The following is a 24,040-nucleotide window of genomic DNA, read 5'->3' on the forward strand; positions in this document are numbered from 1 at the left end:
GTATTCTTTATTAATAAAGCAACTCGATGGTTATGCAAAGCGGGGATGAAAAAATTATGGATTGAAATGGGGGAATATTTTCATGAATGAACAGAAGAAACAAAAGTCGTTTTTATTGATGATTATTTTAGTTTCTACCTTTGGAGGGCTTCTGTTTGGTTATGACACAGGTGTTATCAATGGTGCACTTCCATATATGTCAGAATCAGACCAATTAAATCTTAATGCCTTTACACAAGGCCTAGTTGCAAGTTCCCTGCTTTTTGGAGCGGCGCTTGGAGCGCTAGTTGGAGGCAGGCTATCAGACCAGATCGGCCGCCGCAAAAATATTCTTAATCTTGCCGTGTTATTTTTTGTTGCAGCGCTTGGCTGTACATTCGCTCCAAATATGACGATTATGGTTATCTTTCGGTTTCTTTTGGGGCTTGCGGTAGGTGGAGCTTCTGTCACAGTGCCAACATTTTTGGCAGAAATGTCGCCTGTGGAAAGACGGGGCCGTATGGTTACACAAAACGAATTAATGATTGTAACAGGTCAATTATTGGCCTTTCTATTTAATGCGATTATCGGCAATACCATGACCGACAGTTCTCATGTGTGGAGATATATGCTAGTTATTGCGGCGCTTCCGGCGATATTCTTATTCTTTGGCATGTTAAGAGTTCCTGAAAGTCCACGTTTTCTGGTAGCAAAAGGAAAAAAAGCAGAGGCATTGGCCGTTTTAGAGAAAATTAGAGATAAAAAACAAGCAGCTAAAGAGTTGAAAGAAATTGAAGAGGCAATTGAAAAAGAGTCTTCGATTAAAAAAGCAACATTTAAAGATTTATCTGTTCCATGGGTTCGCCGCATATTGTTTATCGGAATTGGGATTGCAGTTGTTCAGCAAATTACAGGAATCAATTCGATTATGTATTATGGAACAGAAATATTAAAAGATGCCGGTTTTGAAACGGAAGTTGCTTTAATCGGCAATATCGCCAATGGTGCGATTTCTGTTATCGCCGTTCTTATTGGAATTTGGCTTCTTGGCAAAATAGGCCGTCGTCCGATGCTGTTAACTGGGTTAATTGGAACAACTACATCATTGCTTCTTATTGCGATTTTCTCCTTTACCCTTGATGGAACGAAGGCGCTGCCATTTGTAGTTTTGGGGTTGACGGTTATCTTTTTAGCTTTTATGCAATCTTGTATTGGTACTGTGACATGGTTAGTGCTTGCTGAAATTTTTCCATCTAGACTAAGAGGCTTAGGAATGGGATTAAGTGTATTTTTCCTATGGATAACAAACTCCATTATTGGACTGACATTTCCATCGCTGTTAAGTACAATTGGTTTATCGGCTACATTCTTTATCTTTGTTGCTCTTGGAATTTGGGGAATCTTCTTTATTTACAAATATATGCCGGAAACAAAAGGTCGTTCTTTAGAAGAATTGGAACATTATTTCCGCAATTATAAAGAAGATAAGAAGCAGGAAGATATCACAGTTGGGGCCTTTAAATAATTTTGTAAGCGTATACTTCGTTTCTGTAATTCAAATTTGAGCATAATAATTGATAGGGAATCCCCCCTTTCTATAAAATAGAAAAGGGGGATTTTACAGGATGCCCTAATAAAATTCATAAAATATTCCTATTTGTTTTTCTGTTTTTCCTTTATAATACCAGTAGAAAAATTGCTTAAGGAGTATTTATATGGAACTAATTACAAATAAAATCATTATTATCTCTATTTTTTTATTGATTATAACCATGATTGAAACACTTGCCTATTCCACAAGAATTTCTGGAACAAGAGTGAGGCTGATTGCAACAGCACTATCCCTATTTAGCACATTAGTTATTGTTTCCCGATTTTCGACGATGATTCAGCAGCCATTAACTGCAAAATTAATTGCTGAAGCGCCCGCTAGTAATAAACTAGTTTTTTTAGAAGGACAATACCGCATTTTAATTGGAGTAACATCTGTTGGCGTATTGCTTGGAATTTTGTTGTTCCCAACTTTTATTAATATTTTTTCAAGAGCAATTATACAATTATCGAATGAGCGGGGATCTATCTTTGCGTTATTTAAAAAAAATTGCAGTATAGCCGGAATAAAAAAAGTCATCAACTGTTTCAGACTCCCTAAATTATCCTATTTAAAAGGAATTACACTCCAAACTATTCCGAAGCGTTTATTTGTTATTAATGTGGTTATTTCTGCTGTGTTTACAATTGGTGTATTGTCATCTATTTATGCAACATTATTGGTGCCCGATAGTTATGCAGGAGCAGCACTAACATCTTCGGGGATTATCAACGGCATTGCAACCATTCTCTTAACTTTATTTATTGATCCAAAAGCATCTGTACTCGCAGACCGTGTGACGAAACAGCCAAGCAAATATATTTACCTTAAAAGCTATTCATTAACGATGATTTCATCCAAGTTTGTAGGGACCATTGTGGCGCAAGTTTTGTTTATCCCTGCTGCCTATTATGTTGCTTGGTTTGCAAAATGGATATAAGGTAAATGGCAGAGAAAGTTTCCCTGCATTTTTTGATTCTCAAAAATTTAAGATTCATATGAATAAAAAAACTTACATGCAATTACACCAGCTTAGGCTAAATGCATGTAAGTTTTTTTCTTTGTTAGTAAATAATAATTTTATCTTGAAAAACGATGCTTATTATTCTGAAGCAGTTATTTTTTATTAAAAAACGATAAATTCTGCGAAATTTTTAGAATTCTCAACTGTACATTTATTTTATTTCATAGTATTATGTAAATTAGTGTTTTTTATGTCAGATTTTCTTACATATTTTAGGTTTTGAAATCTTTTTGTTAAAAATATAACATAAAAAACGTATATTCTTAACAAGAATTTATAATATTTGTTTTAAAGGAGCTAGATGATGAAAAAAACGTATAATTTTACCAGATTATTTATGTTGATGGTGGTGTTATTAACTGCTGCTAATCTATTTTTGCCTTTTAACCATGCAAAAGCTGCAGAAAAAACATACACAATCGCAACTGATATAACATTTGCGCCATTTGAATTTCAAGATACCAACGGTGATTTTGTTGGAATAGACATGGATTTGGTTAAAGCTATTGCAAAAGATCAAGGGTTTAAATATGAAATGAAACCATTAGGATTTAATGCCGCGGTTCAAGCATTAGAATCCAAGCAAGTTGATGCTGTTATTGCAGGAATGAGTATTACAGATGAAAGAAAATTAAAGTTTGATTTCTCTGACCCTTATTTTGACTCCGGGATTATTATGGCAGTAGGAAAAGACAATGAAACTGTTTCCTCTTATAAAGATTTAAAGGGGAAAAAAGTAGCAGTTAAAACAGGTACAGAAGGAGCAACATTCGCTGAAAGCATCCAAGATAAATATGGATTTAAAATCGTTACGTTTGATGACTCTGCCAATATGTATGAAGATGTAAAAACAGGAAACTCTGTTGCCGTATTTGATGATTATCCTGTATTAGCCTACGGAATTAAACAAGGAAACGGTTTGAAAATTGTAACAGATAAAGAAGCAGGTAATTCTTATGGATTTGCTGTTTCTAAAGGGCAAAACGCAGAACTTTTAAAAATGTTTAATGATGGATTAACGAACTTAAAAGCTTCTGGGGAATATCAAAAGATCATGGATAAATATTTGGAAACCGGCTCTGAAGAAGCAAAAGATTCAGGTTACTTAGGTTTATTAAAAGAAAGTTTGCCAAGCTTGTTAAGCGGTTTAAAGATGACGCTGATTTTAACAGCAGTGTCTTTATTGATTGCAACAGTAGTAGGAATTATCTTTGGTTTAATGCGCATCGCTAAAAACAAAGCATTGCGAATTATCGCAGGCATTTATATTGATATTTTTAGAGGGACGCCGTTGATTGTACAAGCATTCTTCATTTATTTTGGTATTCCGGCAGCACTTGATTTCCGTATTTCAGCAATTGCAGCAGGGCTTATTACATTAAGTTTAAATGCAGGTGCCTATATGGCTGAAATTGTCCGTGGAGGAATTGAGTCTGTTGATAAAGGGCAAATGGAGGCAGCTCGCAGTTTAGGCCTTCCATATGGAAAAGCAATGTCTAAAGTTGTTCTGCCACAAGCCATTCAACTAATGATTCCAGCATTTATCAACCAATTTGTTATCACATTAAAGGATACATCCATCCTTTCTATAATCGGCATTAATGAACTGACACAAAGCGGAAAAATCATTATCGCAAGAAACTTAGAATCATTCCAAATGTGGATTATTGTTGGCGCCATGTACTTTATTGTCATTATGATCTTAACAAGAGTGTCAAATGTGTTAGAAAGAAGGATTAAAAATGGAAAAGCTTAAAGTAACGAATTTAAAAAAATCTTATGGTGATTTAGAAGTTTTAAAGTCAATTGACCTGCAAGTGAAAGAACGGGAAGTTGTCTGTTTAATTGGTCCTTCTGGATCTGGTAAAAGTACACTTCTTCGCTGTTTGAACATGTTGGAAGAAGTGACGGGCGGCGAAGTTATTGTCAATGATGTTAAATTAACGGATAAAAGCACTAATATTAATAAGGTGAGAGAAAATATTGGAATGGTATTCCAGCATTTTAATCTTTTTCCGAATTTAAATATTCTAGATAATATTACCCTTGCACCTGTGGAATTAAAAAAAGCGACAAAAGAACAAGCGCAAGAAACGGCTTTAAAGCTTTTAGACCGTGTTGGTTTAAAAGACAAAGCAAAAGTGAATCCATCAAAATTATCTGGTGGACAAAAACAAAGGGTTGCCATTGCACGTGCCCTTGCAATGAATCCAGATATTATGCTGTTTGATGAACCGACAAGTGCCCTTGACCCAGAAATGGTTGGAGAAGTTTTAGCTGTTATTAAACAATTGGCTCAAGAAGGTATGACAATGGTCATTGTGACACATGAAATGGGCTTTGCCAAAGAAGTGGCAGACCGTGTTATTTTTATGGACAATGGCTATATTGTCGAACAAGGCAGTCCACAAGAAATCTTTGGAAATCCACAAAATGAGCGGACAAAAGATTTCTTGAATAAAGTTTTGTCGTAATTGAAGAATACTTCAAATCAAAATCACCTTTCCTCGTACTTGTTATTTATACGAGGAAAGGTGATTTTTTATGGCCGTTTTTTATAGATTATGGCTTTTTAAACACAGCCTGCATGCACTTTTTTTTCCAGTGGATGAAAGAAGATAATATGAAAAATGGGCGACTGAAGCATGGGTGTCGCAGAAATAAAAGAGAAGGGCTAACATATGTAAAAGAAGTCATGATGTTCTTGACTGAAAATCTGAAGGGGGTTGGAAAATTAACAGAATATTTTAAAAAGTACGTTAGATATTCTGACACAAAAGGAGACTTCATATGAAGTTGTTAGTATTATATTATTTATAAACTAATACATAGAAAAGGGAGTTTAATTATTTATGAATATAAAAAAGAATATCATATGTACCCTTGAAGCTATTTATCTGTATACATTATTTTTTGTTATAGAGTTAGTGACTACTACTAGCAACTGATCAGAATATAAATAATATCGTTTTTTGGTTCAGCTTTTATTTTATCAGGAGAGTTTTTGAAAACTAGTGATGCAACTTTTTATCAAGATACATCATATTCATAAATCGAAATATATGATATTTTTGCCATTCGTACATTCTATTAAAGAATTTTTTACTGAGTGTAATAAAAAATGAGAGAGTTATTCTTCTTAATTAAAGGGGAGTAAAAGTAGAAGGACAGATAGGTTGCTTCGACATCCCATTTTCCATTATCATTTATTGAACAAATTATACAGCAACAGGTGGGAAAATAATGTGGTAAACTTTATCGTTACCTCTATAGTTCTACCTGTTTAAATTGTATTGTAGATAGACAACTTATTATAATCGATAAAATTGAAGTGATAATATCTTATTCAATTTTCTACTTTGCTAATGTGAAAACGAAAAATAAACAGAAGTGGTATCAATCTTGCTGACTAATGTTGGAAGTAGGGTAAGCATCAGTGCTTTTTTCCCGGATCCTTTTTCTCGTTTGATTCCTTCTACTAAGGCAGTCACTTCCATTGTTTTGTTGGATTTGGGTGCTGTTTCAATTTATGTGCTTCGCTAATAGAAGAAAGTCTTCTCCATATGGTAGAAAATTTATAGGTATCCGCAAGTTCTATGAAATAGAAATAAATAGTTTCCTCACTGGCAGGAAGAGGGGAGACATTATGTACGGTATACCATTATGTTGAATTCTTCCAATAGAAGGAATAATTCTTTTTTTGTATTTTCCCTCTTTGAATGAGCAATGTAATAGTTTATTTTTTCCATCTGTTATGAGTTGTAAACAGCAATGACCTCAGAGCAACACACGGGAGCGCCATATAAACGGGAAATAGCTCAGCTGGTTAGAGTCCATCTGGGCCCATCAGATAACGAAAATACTTTTTGTTCCACAGTAGCTCAATGGTAGAGCAATCGGCTGTTGCTTAGGTGCCACTTACTTTTTAAATTTTGTTTAAGAACCTTTTTAACTCCATCGTTAGGCTAGATATTATTGTAATTGATTTGCTTCTACCGCACTGTGGTTCCTTAAATATTAACTCTTGTTTAATTATGGGCTGTACCGCTTGCTTTGCATATATAACATGGATAGATTACTGTGAGTAATACAAATGTTCCCATCTTGATTTATACAGTATTTCCTCTGCAATATACTGTATAGGATAGCGAGTATTTCCCTTGTTAATTGATTGAGCCAATAGATACCATGGCAGTTAATTTATGTTAAAAAAAACAAAAAAACCTCCTTTTTTGAAGAATTCTCCATTGTAGAGCCAATTAAAAATAGCCACCACTAAACAGGCAAAACAAAAAAAACTTCCCCATTATCCCTGCAGAATACAGAAGTCATCTTCTTTATATGGTCTATACAACCATAGTTAGCAAAAGTTGCCGGTTGTTTCTTCTTCCGAAATATATAACAATGAATATAGCAAGATAGCAGTCAAACATCTAGGAGGAAAATAATGAAAATCAAAAATATAATTTCACTAGTTGCATGCATGGCTATTACTTTTTCTGTTGTTGGTATTCAGCCTTCTGTTTCCAAAGCACAGACAAACGCCCATGATCCAGTTATCTACATTCACGGAGCAGGGGGGAACAGTACAAACTTTTATGGCATTAAAAACTATTTGAAAAAACAAGGCTGGTCTGACAATGAACTGTATGCCATTGAAATGATAGATAAAACGGGTAATAGTGTAAATAATGCAAGACAGCTTGCTTCTTATGTAGATGAAGTATTAAAGAAAACAGGAAAAAGCAAAGTTGATATTATTGGACACAGCGCAGGGGGCATAAATGCCCTGACGTATATTCTCAATGGCGGCGGAAGCAAAGTAAACGATGTGGTAACATTAGGTTCTCCAAATAAATTTGTAACATCGAAAGCTCCCGTGGGTACAGATCCTAACCATAAAATCCTTTATACATCCATTTACAGCACAGGCGACTATTTGGTGCCGAATCAACTTTCAACTCTACAGGGAGCAAAAAACGTTCAAATCAGCGGTGTAGGTCATATGGGAATGGTGTTAAACAGTAAAGTGAACGAGTTGATTAAAGAAGGATTAAATGGTGGAGGGCAAAATACAAATTAACAAAAGGTTCTTATTTTGAATTTAGTTTTTTCAACAATATTTAAAAAATAGAAATTATAGAAACATGCAGCGCTTTACGCAATAGGTATTTAAAGTGTATCGTTTTATAAAGGACCTTTTAGGAAAAAGGTTAGGCTGCATAAATTACCTGATGAATTATAAAAATCCCCCTATCGTTGTTTACTGAACAAACAGCGATAGGGGGATTTTTAGGATTAAACCTATAAGATAAAAGGATGCTATTTCTTTAACGGTTACTAAAACAGAAACCATTACTGTTAAAGAAGAAGTTAAGCCTACATCTACTTCTACCAGCGGCGGCAATGCAAACATCAAGAAGTCCAAACCTTCTTAAACGGTTTTGCATCTGAAGCTAAATTCACAAAGCTAACTGTGGATGGCTATAACGGCCCAAAAACAAAATCAGCTGCTATTCGTGTTTTTCAATACCTGGCTAAAGTAACTACTGATGGAGATTTCGGTTCTAAGTCTAAAAAGGCAGCACCAGTTATCGGAAAAGGAAAGCCTTCTTCCACATGGATCAAGCTTGTGCAAGGTATGCTGTATCTTCATGGCTATGATCCAAAAGGATTCGATGGAATTTTCGACACTGAAATGTTAGCAGCTATTAAGAAATTCCAAAAAGACCATGGCTTAACTGCTGATGGTATTGTAGGCCCTAATACATTTGCTAAGTTCTTTGCATAAAATAAATGGAATGGGTAAATAATAATAGTGTTCATATGAGACCTTCATGATTGCCCTACTCTTTGGAGGAGTGGGGTGCTTTTTATGTGTAAAATAATTGGAATATGATGTTTTACTTAAGAAAGTAAGGGAATATTACTTGTACACTCCCTTACTTCCCATAGACGCCCTACTCTACGGAGTGGGGTCTTTTTGTAGGAATCTACTTAAACTAAACCACCCGTTACTTGAATAAGAAAAAAGCCACCAAACTGGTAGCCTGATCTTCAACGAAAACAACCGGCAGTTAGAGAAGGGAGATTATTTTACTGTAAATATGCATCACTTAATTTTGAATTTAAATACCTTGCCATTCCAGTTTTGATTCTTTTTAATTAAAGTTAGTAAAATTTTCCTTCATATCATTAGTTTGCTGCCGGCTGTAGATAATTAGAACATTAAAGTGTAATGGATATTCAACTCCATAGAACCAGTACAATATATATCAGTATTGGACTGACTTTTACATAAGATTTTTACGGATTTTAGATTAGCGACAATTGCAGTAAACGATGAATTCGGAGCAACATCAATATCCTCATGATCAATGGACGATTTGGTTATGGTAACTTGCATTGTACATGATTTACTAGTATTTATTATTGTAATGGTTCCCGAAGGATTTTTTATATTGGAATCCACCGAGACGCAAAAATACGTTTGTGTCGTAGCATCGTTACATTTTTGGTTAATTGGAACACATCTGTGTATGCAAATTAGTTTTTTTTTTCTACTCCGTTTTTCTTTTTAGAGTGACAGATACATTGGCATTCTATTTTTTTCTTGTTTACACTTCTTTCCCATAAAGCTAGCTCCTCCCCATAATCCAATGTAAGAGCTTATTAACACGTGCAATGACTGCTACTCTAAAGGGGGCGTGTCTACAAGAAGTAGATATGTTTTTTTATTAATGATTAGTCTGGCTCTAAAAGACTTTTTATAAATGGCCTTATTTATAGTGTACTTTAAAGAAAAAACAAGAGTCGACAAATTATGATAGTTTTAAAGTATAATTATGATAATTCGGTTCTTTATTAGAGTATAGATAGCTGTACGGAACAGTCATAAATGAATAAACAAAATTATTGTCCTTATGCTGCAGAATTCAGATATAAGGCAGCATATGAAAGGTAACGAAATGAGTATAATAAAAGATTTTTTGCTGCAACTAACGCTTATGGTAATACCCATATTTATTTATTTTACATTTGTTACGGAGAAGGTAAAGAGTAATAAAAATAGAACCATTATAATGACCATTTTGTGGGGAATATCCATATTATTATGTATGTCTTTTCCAGTGAATTTTGGACAAAATGCTCGTTTGGATTTAAGAATTGTTCCTCTACTATTTGGGACTTTGTACGGCGGATTTTGGCCAGGCATCTTGCTATCAGCTCTGATTATACTTTATCGCCTCTATTTTGGAATCAGTATAGGATTTTATACTACTGTTCTTGTCATATTATTATCACTGCCTGTAATATTGTTTTTTCAAAAATCGTTTGCTCGTTCAAAAAAAGATAAAAGGGTTAAAGTTGCGGGGAGTCTTTCCTTTTACTATTGTCTTAGCGGCCTTGTTTTTTTGAGTGTTTTAAGAGGTTTTTCTATAGATTATTTGAAAGTACAGATTATTCATCTTATCTTTGTAGTGGCAGTGACTTGGTTCTTCACTATGTTAAATGAAACAATCAGGGAGATTCACCAGCTGCGTTCAGAGATGCAAAATTCAGAGAAATTACGAGTTGTCAGTGAGTTAACAAGTGTTTTTGCTCATGAAATTAGAAATCCTATGCAAGTTACTCGTGGCTTTCTGCAACTTCTAAACGATCCCGATTTATCCAATGAAAAGAAGGAATATATCCAAATATCCATTGAAGAATTAGATCGTGCCAATGAAATTATTAATGATTTTTTATCTTTTGGAAAACCCTCTATAAATACCAACGAAAAAATCGGTGTAGGTTATCAGTTAGAACGGGTAGTAAATATCATTCAAGGTTATGCTCTAAATCATAATGTGGAGATTAAAGCGGATATTCTTGACAACTGTTGGATATATGCTAATCCTCAAAAATTGAACCAGTCTTTGATTAATATTTTGAAAAATGCGGTAGAGTCTATGCCAAATGGAGGAATTGTTTGGATTGGCTGTACTTCAACTGATGATGGACATATAAAGATTAGTATTCGGGACCAAGGAATTGGTATGACAAAACAGCAAATAGATAGGATTGGATCTCCATTTTATTCTTTAAAGGAAAAGGGAACAGGATTGGGAATGACGGTGAGTTTTCAAATTATTCATTCTTTTGAAGGGAAGATAAAAGTGAACAGCAAAAAGGATATGGGGACAGAATTTATCATTCTTTTACCCCAGATAACCTAAACGGGGAGATCTCCAATTTGTTATTTATAGAATGGTTGTTGAACGAAAAAGTGCTGAAGTAAAAATGAAAAAAACGACAAGAAATTAATCTCATCGCTTCAGAATAAGACGCACAACAAAAAAAGCGGGTGTTTCTCAACAGCCTCAAATGGGCTTTTGATAAAAGTCCGTTTTTCTTTTGTAACATAGTATATTATTTTTACCAGCTAATATGATGTTAGGAAAGGGGTGAGGGGATGACTGTTCATGTTGTAGGTGCTGGTGAAAGTTTATGGTCTATTTCCAAAAGGTATAATATTTCAATTAATACCATTGTTAGTGTAAACGGGTTATTATCTTCTACAGCAATTGTTCCTGGCCTTGCTCTTTATATTCCAGACAATACTCTGCCCGTACGAGCCTACCAAATTAAAGCGGGTGATTTGCTCTGGGAATTAGCCCAACAATTCAACTCGAATATTTTATGGATACGTACTGCTAATCCAGGTATTGATATAAATAAACTTCAAATTGGTCAAGTTATTAATATTCCTTCACCAAACAAATTGGCAATGAGTACTCTGGGATTTTTTGTTCCCTCAGGAGCGACAACCAATCTTTCTAGATTAGATTCATTATCCAATCAACTAACTTATGTGGCGATAGTGAACTATTCCTTTACGGCTGAGGGTTTCGCTTTTTATCAAATAGACGATTCTGCCATTATTAGTAGATGCAAACAATTAAATATTATCCCATTATTGATGATTCGTAACTATACAACCAGTGATTTTAGTGCTGATCTGGCAGGAGGGGTTCTTGAAAATGCAACTTATCGACAGAATTTAGTAGCAAGCATTGTCACTCTTACAACAAATAGAAAGTTTGGTGGTGTAAGTATTGATTTTGAATTTATTCCACCAGCAAGACGAAATGATTTTAATTTGTTTTTACAAGCATTAAAGGAGCAATTAGGAGATTTAATTTTAAATGTGAACGTTCATGCAAAAGCAGCAGATTTACCGACAAATAGAATTGTGGGGGCTTATGATTATGCATCAATTGGAAATACTGCGGATCTTATGGCGGTAATGACAATTGATTATGGTTATCCGGGAGGTCCACCCGATCCGATCTCACCAATTGAATGGGTAGAGAAAGTGGTTAAGTACGCGCTAAGTCAAGTGAATCCGCAAAAACTGTTGATTGCAATGCCATTATACGGATATGACAAAGTGGTCACTACAAATGTAACTCAAGGGTTATCTGTCCTTGCTGCACAAAATAAGGCCATTTCATCGGGGGTAGCTATTCGATATGATAATACAGCCAAATCTCCATGGTATCGTTATTGGGCCGAAGCTATAGAGCATATTGTTTGGTTTGAGGATATTCGAAGCTATATAGAAAAATATAAACTTATTGATATTTACAAATTGGTGGGCACAACTTTTTGGCATATTAGTTTGCCTGCACCACAGAATTGGGCTTTTTTATCTAAGAATATAACTGTTACAAAAAAATGAGTTCAGGATATGAAGTTAAACCCTACTTTTTAAATAGCTTATTTTTTTGTAGCTTACGGCCCAAATAATAGTTGTTTAGGAAGCTTTGCCAATGTCTACTCAGTTAATAGCCTCTATTAAAGAATTCAAAAGAGGAAGAAAATGATGTTAAGATTGGTGTGAAAACTTATCAAATTAAAGTAAGGTTAACACTTCTGCTAAGCAAAATAGGAATCAGCTTGCTATTGATATAAATAAAACAAAATCTTGAAATAATAGGTAAATAAAAAAGAGCTGTGTATTCCAGCTCTTTTTTATTTAGTTTTAAGAAATTAGGTTTATTCAAAGTTTTAAAAGGTACCTCTATTAATAGAAATGCCTTTTATCATCTAACCTACTTGGACGCTGGTGCCAAATTGGCTTCTGGTGTCGTTACTTTGTCATAAAAATCGACAAACTTGTCACGATCGGCGCTGTCACGGTAAGCCATGGCGACACGTGGATGTTCATTAAGTACACCAGAGATCATGTAAGGAATAATATAACCCCATTCCCACTTTTCACGCATTCCTAACATATGTTTTTCAATGATGCCAAGAACTGGCTTAATTTCATAGCTAGTTTTTTGTATGTAGCTAACGAGAAGTTCTGTGTTGCAGTTGCCGGCCGCACGCCCCATACCATAAACAGATGAATCAAGGAATGTAACCCCATTTTGAAATGCCGTTAATGTATTGGCAAATGCTAGCTGCATATTGTTATGCGTATGGATTCCAAGCTGTTTGTTAGGAATCAAAGATTGGAACTTCTTCACTTGGTGCTCAATGCCCGCAGGATCTAAACTTCCAAAAGAATCTACAATATATACAACATCTACTGAACTTTCTTTCACCATTTTAAACGCTTCAATAAGCTGATGTTCAGGTACACTAGATAAAGCCATAATGTTGAGTGAAGTTTCATAACCCAAATCATGAAACATTTGTACAAGTTCTAAACCTTTATCCACTTCACGGATATAGCATGCCACTCGAATCATATCTAAAGCACTTTGCTCACGTGGCAGGATGTCATTTGGATCTACACGTCCAATATCTACTAAAGCAGATAGTTTTGTGAACTTTTTCTCAGGAATAATTTCTTTCAGGAAGTTATCGTCAAGAAATCTCCATGGGTTGGGCTCAGTCGCGTTTAGAAGCCTAGCCGAGTTTTTGTAGCCAATTTCCATATATTCCACACCGGCTGCACTTAGACCATTATACAAGTCTTGAACAAATTCGACGCTGAAATCCCAATTGTTAACTAACCCTCCATCACGAATGGTACAGTCTATAATTTTGCTATGATTTTCCATATTAGTAACTTCCCCCTGTTTATTCTGCTTATTAGCAATTTTTTTCACTTTTATGCTTTATATCATGACTTGTCCAAAGGTGTCAAACTTATTTTCAAAAAAGTGATAAAGTCCTTCCAAAGTTTAAATTGTTTTACCATATGGAGTATACCATTATATTTCATAAGATTTTGCTATTTTTATTATAAAAGGCTGGTAAACATCATTTTTATTAGTAACCAATGCAAAAAAGGAAATATTCTGTTTAGCTTGTTTTTATATGAATAGTAGACGGAGTTTCAAACTTACCATAATAATTAACTATTTCAATTGGGTTATTTTTCGATATTCTTTTGGTGAAAGCTCGTACCGTTCTTTAAAAATTTTATTGAAAAAACCATGATTATGATAACCTACTTCATTCAATATTTCTTCTAACTTTTTATTCGTATTTGTTAGTAGAAAACTAGCTTGGTTTAATTTTTGTTCTTGAAGAAGCTGTTTAAAACTTTTGCCTGTATTTTTTTTAATCATACGACTTAAGTAATTAGGATGGAAAGCGAATTGTTTAGCCACTGAGTTTAATGTACAAATTTGATGATTTTCTTCAATATATTGTAAAATTTCTAACATATAAGCTTTGTTAGATGAATTAGAATTTGTACGATTATCGGTTTGGTAATGCCGGAATAGTTCAGCAAAGATGAGTATCATATAGGCATTAATAATGTCTCGTGCGGAGAAACTAGGATCATAATATTCACATAGTAGGTTTTCTACTAAATAAGTTAGCTTATCACTCTCTTGACAGTGAAATAAGATGTATCGATTATGTTTGCGATCGTAAGAAATCGCTTCTCGGATGAAATCAGAAATGATGCTGTTGCTAGACAGCTGATTCAACATGGAGACGGTAAAATAATTTTTATGCATCAAAAAATTAATAACAATGTCTTGTTCTTCTACGTCTTTTATAGTATGAGGAACATTTGTATCCATGATGCAGATATCTCCGCTTTTTAATGAAATCTCCTTGTCCTGTACAATCGCTGTACAAGAGCCTGAGTAAATATAATTCATTTCAATGTAATTGTGTATATGAATAGGAATTATAGAATATCTTGAATGTTTAACGATTGCAAGCTTTGGATTAAATGAATAAGGACGTTCATTATTTTTCTTTTGTTCAACAAATTTAAAAACATACACATCTTTGTTATCTATTTTTACTTTATCAAGCTGATTGTAAAAGGAACTCTGAGGATGGGGGTTAGTCTTGTGCTTTCTTTCACTATCCGTCATCGTGAATAAAAGTTTTGTTAAGTCACTTTTTAACATTGCACACCTCTCTAAAAGGTTAAGTTTGGTACGATTTTTAGTTATCTTTAGTAATGTCATTATATATTAAAAGCGTTTACAATACAAAGTGTAAGGAATTCTATTATACTTAGATCTAATATAATAAAGGATTAAATAAGTAATTTGTTTTACAAAAAAAAACATATTGTTGGTTAAGTAACGATATGTAAGGAGTGGAAATGATGGATTTTACATCTTTAGCAAAAGAAGTTGTTTCTGAATTAGGTGGTAAAAGCAATGTGAAAAGTGTAACACATTGCATGACTCGTTTACGTTTTGTTTTAAAAGATAACAAACTAGCTAATACAGAGAATATTAAAAAGATTCAAGGGGTGCTTGGAACAGCCATTTCAGGTGGTCAATATCAAGTCATTATAGGACCGAATGTATCGAAAGCATATGGAAAAGTAACGGATGTTCTAGATATTCAAGGAGAGGCAGAAGTCCAAGATGCAGACAATAGAGAAGAAAAAGGTGGAGTATTTAATCGTTTTTTTAAATTAATTTCAGGAATTATTTTTCCTGTCATGGGTGTAATGGCTGCAGTCGGTATTGTGAAAGGGATACTTGCAGCATTAACGTCCTTTCATATCCTCACAACTGAGAATGGAACCTATCAAATTCTTTATGCATTCGCAGATGGTTTCTTTTATTTCTTACCTATTATTCTTGGTATATCAGCAGCCAATACATTTAAATCAAATCCATATGTAGCCGCTACAATTGGAGCAGCGCTTGTTTATCCTAATATTGTGAGCGTATACAATGAAGGAACAAACCTATCATTTCTAAAAATTCCAGTGGTTTTAACAAGCTATGGAAACTCTGTATTTCCAATCATTGCGGCGGTTGCATTTGCAGCCTGGTTAGAAAAAAGAATTCAAGAAAAGGTTCCAGCATCAGTAAAATTATTTGGAGCGCCATTAATTGTATTGACTATTACCGTTCCGCTTACGTTTTTAGTTATAGGACCAATTATGACGTATATTAGTAGTATCTTAGCATCAGGTACACAAGCGATCTATGCGTTTAGTCCAATCATTACAGGTATTATTCTTGGAGCTTTCTGGCAATTAGTTGTTATTTTTGGTTTGCATTATGCATTTATCCCTATTTTAATCAACAATATCTCAACATTGGGAGCAGATCCTATTAATGCGATTTTGAATGTAACAGTTTTTGCTCTAGCTGGAGCAGCGATTGGATTTGGTTTAAGACAGAAGGATAAGCAAAAACGTTCTTTAGGTGTTTCAACAGGAGTTACTGGACTTATGGGAATTACAGAACCCATTATCTACAGCATTGCTATTCCTTATAAGAAACCATTTGTGGCTGCTTTTATTGGTGGAGGAATAGCTGGTGGCATTACAGCAGCGATGGGTGCGAAAATGTTTGGTTTTGGAGGAAATGCTCTATTTTCAGCACCTTTGTTTATTAATCCTAAGGGAATTGATGTGAGCTTTACGGCGTATATTATTGCTTCGGTTGTAGCTTTTTTTGTATCTTTGGTTATCACATTCCTAACTAGTAAACAAAAAGAAAATTTATCGAACAGCACTATTAAAAAAGTAGGATAGGAAGATTTAATATGAAAAAGATAGAGAAATTACTTAATGGACAGGAAGAAAACTATATATTTCCATTCCTATGGATGCATGGTGAATCCGAGGAAGTCATAAAAGAGTATGTGAATAAAATTTACGAGAGTGGTATCAAGGCACTATGTGTAGAGCCTCGCCCACATCCTGACTTTGTAGGGGGAAAGTGGTGGACAGATTTAAAGATTGTCCTCGAAGCAGCAGAAGAAAAAAATATGAAGGTTTGGCTATTTGATGATGCTCATTTTCCAACAGGGTTTGCGAATGGAGCCATCATGAAGGATTTTCCAGAATTAAGAAAAAAGTTTTTAAAAATTAGTCAAGTAGATTATCATGGTCCGCAGAAAGATGCTGGTATTATTGTGAAATGGCATGCTGGTGGAAATCGGAATACGATCATGACGGTCGGAACGGACGAGACCCAGCTGCAAAAAGCGTTGGAGGCATCAGAAGAAAAAATTATAGCTGTTATTGCTGCAAAGATTATTAATTATGAAACCATTGATACAAACACTTTAGTTGATATCTCTCATTATATGGAGAATGGTGTCATTTACTGGGATATTCCAGAAGGAAATTGGCGTGTCTTTACTTTAGTAGAAACATATAATGGCGGAGAAGCTTCCACGGAGGGATACCTTAATCCCATTGATCCAGCCGCCACTCAAGTTCTCATTGATGCCGTATATCAACCTCATTTTGAGCATTTTTCTGAGTATTTTGGTACGACCATTGCAGGTTTTTTCACGGATGAACCGAGGTTTGGCAATGTGAAAGGACCAGATGCATTGATTGGAAAAACCGAGATGGTACTTCCATGGCGTTCGGATCTACTTTCTTTATTAGAGGAAAAACTAGGGGAACAGGGAAAAATACTATTGCCTTTATTAATGACAAACGGCACGGAGAAACAAAGTTTAATACGGTATGTTTATATGGACCTTGTTTCTCAATTATACTCCGACAATTTTTCAGGAAAACTAGCGAGTTGGTGTGATGAACACGGTGTGGAATACATCGGCCATTTAATTGAAGATAATAATGCTCATGGAAGATTAGGATATGGGGCAGGGCATTTTCACCGTGCTATAAATGGCCAGTCCATGTCTGGGATTGATGTTGTTTTACATCAGTTATTGCCTGGACTAGACGATGACTACTTTAAGACCTTTACCTCAACAGGTTGGGATGGAGAGTTCTTTCATTATGCTTTAGCAAAATTGGGCTCTTCATTTGGTCATTTGGATGATAAGAAAAAGGGCAGAACTATGTGTGAAATATATGGAGCATATGGATGGTCCGAAGGTTTAAACTTAATGAAATGGATGACAGATCATATGCTTGTAAGAGGAGTCAATCATTTTGTTCCTCATGCCTTTGATATGGCTCCCTATCCAGATACAGATTGTCCACCGCATTTTTATGCTCATGGAAATAATCCGCAGTATCGGCATTTGCATCAATTGATGAATTATACCAATCGAGTGGCTGAATTACTGAGTGGTGGTATCCATGTAGCATCGTCATTGATTCTTTATCATGCAGAAGCAGAATGGTCTGGAACAACTATGCTGTTCCAAAAACCAGCGAAAGAACTGACTCGCAACCAAATTGACTTTGACATTGTTTCAATCGATATGTTAAGCAATGCAGAGGTTAGGGAGAATAGGATTCATTTAAACCAGGAAGTATTTGAGAACCTTATTATTCCCCATGCTGAAAGATTGCCTGAAGAATTCTTTAAGAAAGCAGAAGAATTGATTGCCAAAGGGATGAATATCATTTTTATTGACGGATATCCAATAGGTTCTAGTGAGGATAGATCTATACAAGAATCCGTTGCTCTATTTGAACAACATGATCATGTCCAAGTCGTATCGTTAAGTGCTTTAGCAAAATATTTACGTTCTGTTGGATCTTTTGAAGTTTCCCTTCAAAATGAATCTCCTTCATTACGCTATTATCAATATCGTCATGGAAATGCTGAAGTATATATGTTCTTTAATGAATCGCCAGATGTCGAAATAGAAAATACTGTCTTGATTAAACAAAAAGGATATCTTCATCAATATGATGCACTAGAAAACAAGCTCTATAACTGTAGTGATGAACAACAGAATATTATACCTTTAAGTTTAGCTCCTCAGGAATCAAAGGTTTTTATTGTATCTAATCAAAAAATAAAGGCAGTGAATAATCTAAAGCAAAAAAAAGTTGGGAAAATGAAAATAGAAGGTATATGGAAGATTTCTTTAGCTACTGCAAAAGAATATCCAGTATTCTCTAAAAACTTCACTCTAGAAAAGTTAGAGAATATTTCTAAGCCAGCGTTGTATCCTGATTTTTCAGGTACGATTCAATATGAGCTGGAATTTGAGCTGGAATATGAAACATCCCACAACTACTGTTTGGATTTAGGAGATGTATATGAGGTAGCAGAAGTATTCATCAATGAGGAAAAAGTAGGAACAAAAATAGCGAAACCTTACCAATTTAATGTTACCAATTATGTCAAACAAGGAAAAAATGTTCTTAAGGTGGAGGTAACAAATACTTTGGGGACAAAGCAAAAGGATTTCTTATCTCAATATAGAGCGTTACAGCCAAGTGGATTACTTGGAGAAGTAAAGTTAGAAAAATTTAAAATTATGTAGTTTTTTTTGTTGGAAACGTAATGATGACAAGTGGAGAAGAATTATAATTTCCTGACAATGTAACGCACATTCTTTTCAATGGATAGTAAACAAGCTAAAAGGAGATGAGCTATTATATAATTGCTTATCTCCTTTTCTATTATTGTGAGTTTTATAACTTGGCTGTGTTAAAGATAATGGCAGATTTTTGTATTCTGGTGATTAGAGCAAAGCGAATGCCTGCAACGAAAATCAACAGCTAAGTTTAACAGGGCCTATAACTTAAGAAGGAGTAAGTATACTAAACAAAATATAGAGGGTGCGCAAATAAACTTATTTTTATGTAGTGTTGTATCCATTTTCAGATATAATAGAAACGAGAATTTATGTTGAATGCTTATTAAAAATCATACTGAAGATAAGGGGTGTGTTTCAACTTGGAAAATGAGAAAAAAGTTACGTTTTATTTGGTTCGGCATGGGGAAACCCAATATAATGTGGAAAAACGAATGCAAGGATTTTGTGATTCTCCGCTTACTGAAAAAGGAATTCTTCAAGCAAAATCTGTTGGAAAAGGATTAAGTGATATTCCCTTTAAAGCCGCTTACGCAAGCGACAGCCAGAGAGTTCTTGATACAGCAAAATATGCCATTGCATCTCGAGATATCCCTTTAAATGTTGACCCGCGGTTCAAGGAAATGAATTTTGGTGTGTTGGAATCCTTACTAGAAGAGGAAATTTTAGCTCAATACGGAAATATACTTAAAACCTTGTTTAGTCTTGAAGATTTACATATTTCTGCTCCAGAAGGCGAATCATATGTACAACTTTTTACAAGGACAGAAAAAGCTATTGAAGAAATTGTGAAAAAGTATAGTGCCGATGGAGGTAATATTCTAATTTTTTCACATGGAGTAACTATTGGAAATTATATTAGACAAATAACAAAAGGCAGTGAATTTCCTGTTCATGAAAATTGTAGTGTGTCTGTTGTTAGTTATGTAAATGGTCAGCCTTTAGTTGAAAGAACTGCTGATAGGTACTATAGAGAAAAAGGACATGAGTGCCTAAACAAGTGATAAAGGGAAGAAAATGAAATAAAAAAGCCGAGACTGGATGGACAGAAGCACAAGGTATGATTGGTTTACAGTGACAAAAACAATGGTAGATGAAAAGTGTTCAGTAGATGAAGCTTTAGCTTTTTTAAATCGATGTAGAGGAAGATACCTCTATTCTCATAACGTTCGTTATATAGCATACTAGCATACACAGAAAATATAACCGATATGAAGATCTACTGAAGAGTTGGCAAACGGGACATCGAGAGGACTATGTCCCGTTTGCTAATTTCTTGAAATGCATAGCAGCAAAAGTAAGCATCGCTTGCATGGAAACTTTTTTAAACCTCTGAAAGTTGCCCAACGCATGCCATGCTTCTCTTTATTGTCCGCAAAAAATCTTACGATTGTTTCTTTACGTTTCGCATATAGAGAGTCTAATCAAAATCAGAATTGCACTAAGATGGTTCATCGTCATATTTGGCAAGATTAATAGAGTACCTTAGATATACCAATCTAAATGACTGCTCTAATAAAGAACAATCCTTACATATGTGTGGATAGGAAGTATATTGTATGAATTGAACGTGGTGGAGAAGGAGGAAAGGCTGGAGAATGATATATAGCCAAGACCTAAACAAAATCCTTCATAATTCCAAATGGAGGTAACGAGTGTTCAAAAGTCTATATTATCATTGCGAGCTTCTAATGGAATCGTTTTATATCGAACAATGCGTGTGGAGCGTAAGGAGGGGTTCTGCACCCCTTCTACTCCATTTCTATTATTCCTTCATCAAATAGCGTTTGGATTACTTGTTTGGCCCGCTTTCGATAGGAGTGTTTAGATACAGATTTATGACCTTGTAGACTAATTTTTGTTCTTTCTTCTGGATGGTTTAAATAATAGTCAACCAATCTTAGAGTCTCTTCTTTGCTAGAGGAGACAATCAAATCTTTTCCAGGCTTGAATAACTCCCTGACAGCTGGGGTATCCGAAGTAAGTAAAAAACCACCTGATCCTAAAATTTCATACGTACGCTGAGTCACCTGGGATTTGTAATTTTGTGGACCAATGATTATTTTGGCTTCGTTGTAAACTTTATAGGCATCTTTATAAGGTAAATAGCCGTGTATCCAATTTTGAGGGATATCTACTCCAAGTACCTCTCCCATTTTGTCCCAGTGCTGACCCCAAAAATCAATTCGGATATTTTTCTTCACCAAGGGCTTTATTAGGGCATGAAGGGAATTATTTCGAAAGTGTTCTGGAGATTCTGTAAGGACTTTTGGATAGGCATTGGCCACAACGGCAATAGAATAGTCATATTGTGTAACAGAAGTCGGATGGTGGATGCTTGGCTCATAACCAAAGTCAAGGTGAGCAGCGCGAATGTTTAACTTTTTGTAAAAATCAACTAGACTACTACTTAAAGTGAAAACAAAGTCTGGCTTCATTCTAGCAATAAGAGGAAGAGTAAAGTTGAGTGTAAAATGGGGATCCTCTACAGCCCAATATATATGTGGTATTCCTGAATCCTTCACTTGCTTGCAAATTAATTCTTGTTTCCATGGAGCATCATTTTCTTCGCCCCATCCTTCCGTAAAAATTAGATGAGGTTGAAAACTAGAAATTAAACTGGGAATCGTTTTTTCGTTTATTTTTCCTGAAACCCTTACCTCATGGCCCGCTTCCCTAAAACCATTGGCCAATCCATACATTAAGAGTTCATTACTATCAATAAAGAGAATCCTCAAGAGGAGTCACCACCAGTGAATTTTATACCAATATATGTAAAGTTGGACAAACATGAAACGGCTTATACGAAATTTTTAAAATTATGATACAAATTTACCACCTTAAATAATTTTTTGTCATATAGTATTAAATAAAACTTCACAATATTAACAAAGGGAGGAAACATTTATGGAGCCTAAATCTAGGCGGTGTATTGCTCTAACATTTGATGATGGACCATCACCTTATACCCTTCAAATACTTCAAATTCTAAAAAAATTTCAAATAAAAGCCACCTTTTTTGTTACAGGTGAAAGCCTGAGCTTACACCCCGAAATTTTACAGTCAGTAGTTTTGGATGGACATACAGTTGGAAATCATACATTAAACCATCCTGACATTACAAAAATATCACAGGATGATTTGCATAGAGAAATCCATAGTTTAAACATTGCGATTAAGAAAATTATCCAGCAAGATGTAAAGATTTTTCGACCGCCGTATGGAGCAATTACTAAGGAAACTTATAGAGCTGTTTATGAAATTGGTTTATTTCCAGTCTTATGGAATCTTGATACAAATGATTGGGATCTTTCTCAGACGGAACCAATAGAGGACCGGGTTATGAGGGGGTTAAAGGAGCATAATATCATCCTGATGCATGATGGGGGAGGGCCAAGAGAGCAAACAGTTAAGGCTTTACCTGGAATTATTAAAAGTCTAAAACAAAAAGGCTATGAGTTTGTTACTATACCTGATTATTTCCATTACGTTTATAACAGAAGAATATAAGTGAAATGAGAAAACCAGGCTTTTGGCAAACGCCCGCTTTTTTTGTTGCTCGTCTTGTTCGGATACTCATTACCTGCCTTGGTAACTGTGCTCCTCTTAAGGTTCCGCGCTTTGATTGCAGCAGACGTTTTCGATCAGTCTGAAAATGTGCATTTTTGTCTTTGTCTACAATCTGAAAACTCCTCATAATTAATCAGAGGAGTTTTTTTAAAAAGATTCCAACAAGGATTTATTTTTTTAAAATCAATTTATGATTTGGATAAAAAGATGGAGCAATTACTATATGTTTATATGCTTTATTCATATCCCCTAATCTAGAGTGACAAATACATTGCTGTAAGTGAGGAATCCATGTGGAACAAGCTTGGTGAATAATTCCTCCATCATCCACTTCAGGAATAATAGTAGTAAATTGGAACCAATAGAGTGCAGCTTTCGGTTCATTCTTTTGTAGAAAAAAAACTCTGAGGCGACAACAGTCTTCAGGGTGTGGAGATCCAAATTGAAACGATTTTAAAGCGAATTGAATTGTATGCTCCATATCAGGTAACTGTGCATAGCAATCGGGCAATTTTTCCATAAGCCGTTTTTTTATCTTTGAGCCAATGATTTTCTATATTTAAAAATCCATATAGATAGGAATTGCTTTTTGATAGTGTCCATAATCATCAAGTTTATTCCCATAATAACATAAATCACGTGGAGTGAAAGGCCCCCCTTTTTTTAAGCGGTTTTCAAAGATTAGTAAGTTTCTATTATGGTTTTGATGAATTCTTTTATGGATAATCAAGATGTCACTATGAATAATATTCCCGCTTGCTTTAAGGTATTCATGCACTGCACCATGCCATTTAAATTGTTTTTCACATTTTACAAGTCTTACCTGTCTTAGACTTACCAAAACATTGCTTGATTCATCAAAAGCAACAAAGTCTTTTATTGTAACTGCATCGAGGGATGAGGGGAGTGTTTTCTTCATTTTTAACAATCATGCACAAACTAAGTGAAATCATATGATCCTCCATATAAATATACCTGCATCCTACTACAGAATGCAGGCAAGTTTGATGTTAGCTTTCAGGATCAATGTATTGTTTGTACAATTCTTCAATCCAGATCTTAGATTCTAAATCACTTAGCATATTATCTAAGTTTGATACTGGTAAACTAGCAGTATCTGTTTTATTAGTAGCTCTTATATCGTAGATAACCCCGGTTACACCAGTTGCCCCGGT

Annotated in this window: 19 protein-coding genes and 1 pseudogene; 12 read left to right on the plus strand and 8 right to left on the minus strand. The window is 34.8% G+C overall.

The annotated features are described in order from the left end of the window. The first annotated feature begins 82 nt into the window (after positions 1-82). The 5 genes from CWS01_RS20855 to CWS01_RS20880 all read left to right on the plus strand — a co-directional run bounded on the left by CWS01_RS20855 (position 83) and on the right by CWS01_RS20880 (position 7,677). Positions 83-1,504: a sugar porter family MFS transporter gene (locus CWS01_RS20855; protein WP_101179242.1), complete on the plus strand. Its 1,422-nt coding sequence runs from the start codon at positions 83-85 to the stop codon at positions 1,502-1,504. A gap of 190 nt (positions 1,505-1,694) precedes the next feature. Then, positions 1,695-2,510 carry a lipid II flippase Amj family protein gene (locus CWS01_RS20860; protein ID WP_101179244.1) on the plus strand — a complete coding sequence of 272 codons (816 nt, stop codon included), beginning with the start codon at positions 1,695-1,697 and terminating at the stop codon, positions 2,508-2,510. Positions 2,511-2,898: 388 nt separating this feature from the next. Then, positions 2,899-4,350, plus strand: coding sequence for an amino acid ABC transporter substrate-binding protein/permease (locus tag CWS01_RS20870; protein WP_101179249.1), 1,452 nt, complete (start codon positions 2,899-2,901; stop codon positions 4,348-4,350). Then, complete coding sequence (locus tag CWS01_RS20875) at positions 4,337-5,068, plus strand: amino acid ABC transporter ATP-binding protein (protein WP_101179252.1); 732 nt, start codon at positions 4,337-4,339, stop codon at positions 5,066-5,068. Before CWS01_RS20870 ends, CWS01_RS20875 begins: the two co-directional genes overlap by 14 nt. Before the next feature lie 1,973 nt (positions 5,069-7,041). Further along, entirely contained in the window at positions 7,042-7,677 is a 636-nt protein-coding gene (locus CWS01_RS20880) for an esterase/lipase family protein (RefSeq protein ID WP_101179255.1), read from the plus strand. A gap of 180 nt (positions 7,678-7,857) precedes the next feature. On the opposite strand, the gene CWS01_RS22555 is transcribed toward CWS01_RS20880, so the two are convergent. Beyond that, a complete protein-coding gene (locus CWS01_RS22555) occupies positions 7,858-8,013 on the minus strand; it encodes a hypothetical protein (RefSeq protein WP_157827715.1) in 156 nt (51 codons plus the stop codon). Between the two features lie 57 nt (positions 8,014-8,070). On the opposite strand from CWS01_RS22555, the gene CWS01_RS23090 reads away from it, so the two are divergent. Further along, positions 8,071-8,385, plus strand: coding sequence for a peptidoglycan-binding domain-containing protein (locus CWS01_RS23090; RefSeq protein WP_235852137.1), 315 nt, complete (start codon positions 8,071-8,073; stop codon positions 8,383-8,385). Between the two features lie 429 nt (positions 8,386-8,814). Here the strand turns inward: CWS01_RS23090 and CWS01_RS23560 are convergent, their stop codons facing one another. Beyond that, positions 8,815-9,141, minus strand: coding sequence for an S-Ena type endospore appendage (locus CWS01_RS23560; protein ID WP_407938592.1), 327 nt, complete (start codon positions 9,139-9,141; stop codon positions 8,815-8,817). A 421-nt stretch (positions 9,142-9,562) separates the two neighbouring features. On the opposite strand from CWS01_RS23560, the gene CWS01_RS20890 reads away from it, so the two are divergent. Further along, positions 9,563-10,813, plus strand: a complete 1,251-nt coding sequence (locus CWS01_RS20890) for a sensor histidine kinase (RefSeq protein ID WP_168714436.1) — start codon at positions 9,563-9,565, stop codon at positions 10,811-10,813. Positions 10,814-11,049: 236 nt separating this feature from the next. Further along, positions 11,050-12,318: a LysM peptidoglycan-binding domain-containing protein gene (locus tag CWS01_RS20895; RefSeq protein WP_101179259.1), complete on the plus strand. Its 1,269-nt coding sequence runs from the start codon at positions 11,050-11,052 to the stop codon at positions 12,316-12,318. 373 nt (positions 12,319-12,691) lie between these two features. Here CWS01_RS20895 and CWS01_RS20900 read toward each other — a convergent pair whose 3' ends face one another. Both CWS01_RS20900 and CWS01_RS20905 read right to left on the minus strand, forming a co-directional pair. After that, complete coding sequence (locus tag CWS01_RS20900) at positions 12,692-13,651, minus strand: aldolase catalytic domain-containing protein (RefSeq protein WP_101179261.1); 960 nt, start codon at positions 13,649-13,651, stop codon at positions 12,692-12,694. Positions 13,652-13,951: 300 nt separating this feature from the next. Next, positions 13,952-14,968 carry an AraC family transcriptional regulator gene (locus CWS01_RS20905; RefSeq protein ID WP_168714437.1) on the minus strand — a complete coding sequence of 339 codons (1,017 nt, stop codon included), beginning with the start codon at positions 14,966-14,968 and terminating at the stop codon, positions 13,952-13,954. A gap of 203 nt (positions 14,969-15,171) precedes the next feature. On the opposite strand from CWS01_RS20905, the gene CWS01_RS20910 reads away from it, so the two are divergent. From CWS01_RS20910 to CWS01_RS20920, 3 genes are all read left to right on the plus strand, one after another. After that, positions 15,172-16,566, plus strand: a complete 1,395-nt coding sequence (locus CWS01_RS20910; RefSeq protein ID WP_101179265.1) for a PTS transporter subunit EIIC — start codon at positions 15,172-15,174, stop codon at positions 16,564-16,566. Between the two features lie 11 nt (positions 16,567-16,577). Continuing rightward, positions 16,578-19,241 carry a glycosylhydrolase-like jelly roll fold domain-containing protein gene (locus CWS01_RS20915; protein WP_101179267.1) on the plus strand — a complete coding sequence of 888 codons (2,664 nt, stop codon included), beginning with the start codon at positions 16,578-16,580 and terminating at the stop codon, positions 19,239-19,241. Positions 19,242-19,657: 416 nt separating this feature from the next. Beyond that, on the plus strand, positions 19,658-20,299 hold the full coding sequence (locus CWS01_RS20920) for a histidine phosphatase family protein (protein WP_157827716.1): 642 nt from the start codon (positions 19,658-19,660) through the stop codon (positions 20,297-20,299). Between the two features lie 250 nt (positions 20,300-20,549). Here CWS01_RS20920 and CWS01_RS20925 read toward each other — a convergent pair. Further along, positions 20,550-20,713: pseudogene (locus CWS01_RS20925) on the minus strand (transposase); the annotation flags it as partial. A gap of 333 nt (positions 20,714-21,046) precedes the next feature. Continuing rightward, positions 21,047-22,033: a CgeB family protein gene (locus tag CWS01_RS20930; protein WP_101179271.1), complete on the minus strand. Its 987-nt coding sequence runs from the start codon at positions 22,031-22,033 to the stop codon at positions 21,047-21,049. A gap of 169 nt (positions 22,034-22,202) precedes the next feature. Here CWS01_RS20930 and CWS01_RS20935 point away from each other — a divergent pair, with 169 nt between their 5' ends. Next, on the plus strand, positions 22,203-22,805 hold the full coding sequence (locus tag CWS01_RS20935; protein ID WP_101179273.1) for a polysaccharide deacetylase family protein: 603 nt from the start codon (positions 22,203-22,205) through the stop codon (positions 22,803-22,805). A gap of 229 nt (positions 22,806-23,034) precedes the next feature. On the opposite strand, the gene CWS01_RS20940 is transcribed toward CWS01_RS20935, so the two are convergent. Beyond that, positions 23,035-23,346 (minus strand): hypothetical protein, encoded by a 312-nt coding sequence (locus CWS01_RS20940; protein ID WP_168714438.1) that lies wholly within the window; start codon positions 23,344-23,346, stop codon positions 23,035-23,037. 78 nt (positions 23,347-23,424) lie between these two features. Then, complete coding sequence (locus CWS01_RS20945) at positions 23,425-23,784, minus strand: glycosyltransferase family protein (RefSeq protein WP_157827717.1); 360 nt, start codon at positions 23,782-23,784, stop codon at positions 23,425-23,427. Positions 23,785-24,040 lie beyond the last annotated feature (256 nt).

Origin of the sequence: Niallia nealsonii (assembly GCF_002835805.1) — a bacterium.
In the GTDB taxonomy this organism is placed as follows: domain Bacteria; phylum Bacillota; class Bacilli; order Bacillales; family Cytobacillaceae; genus Niallia; species Niallia nealsonii.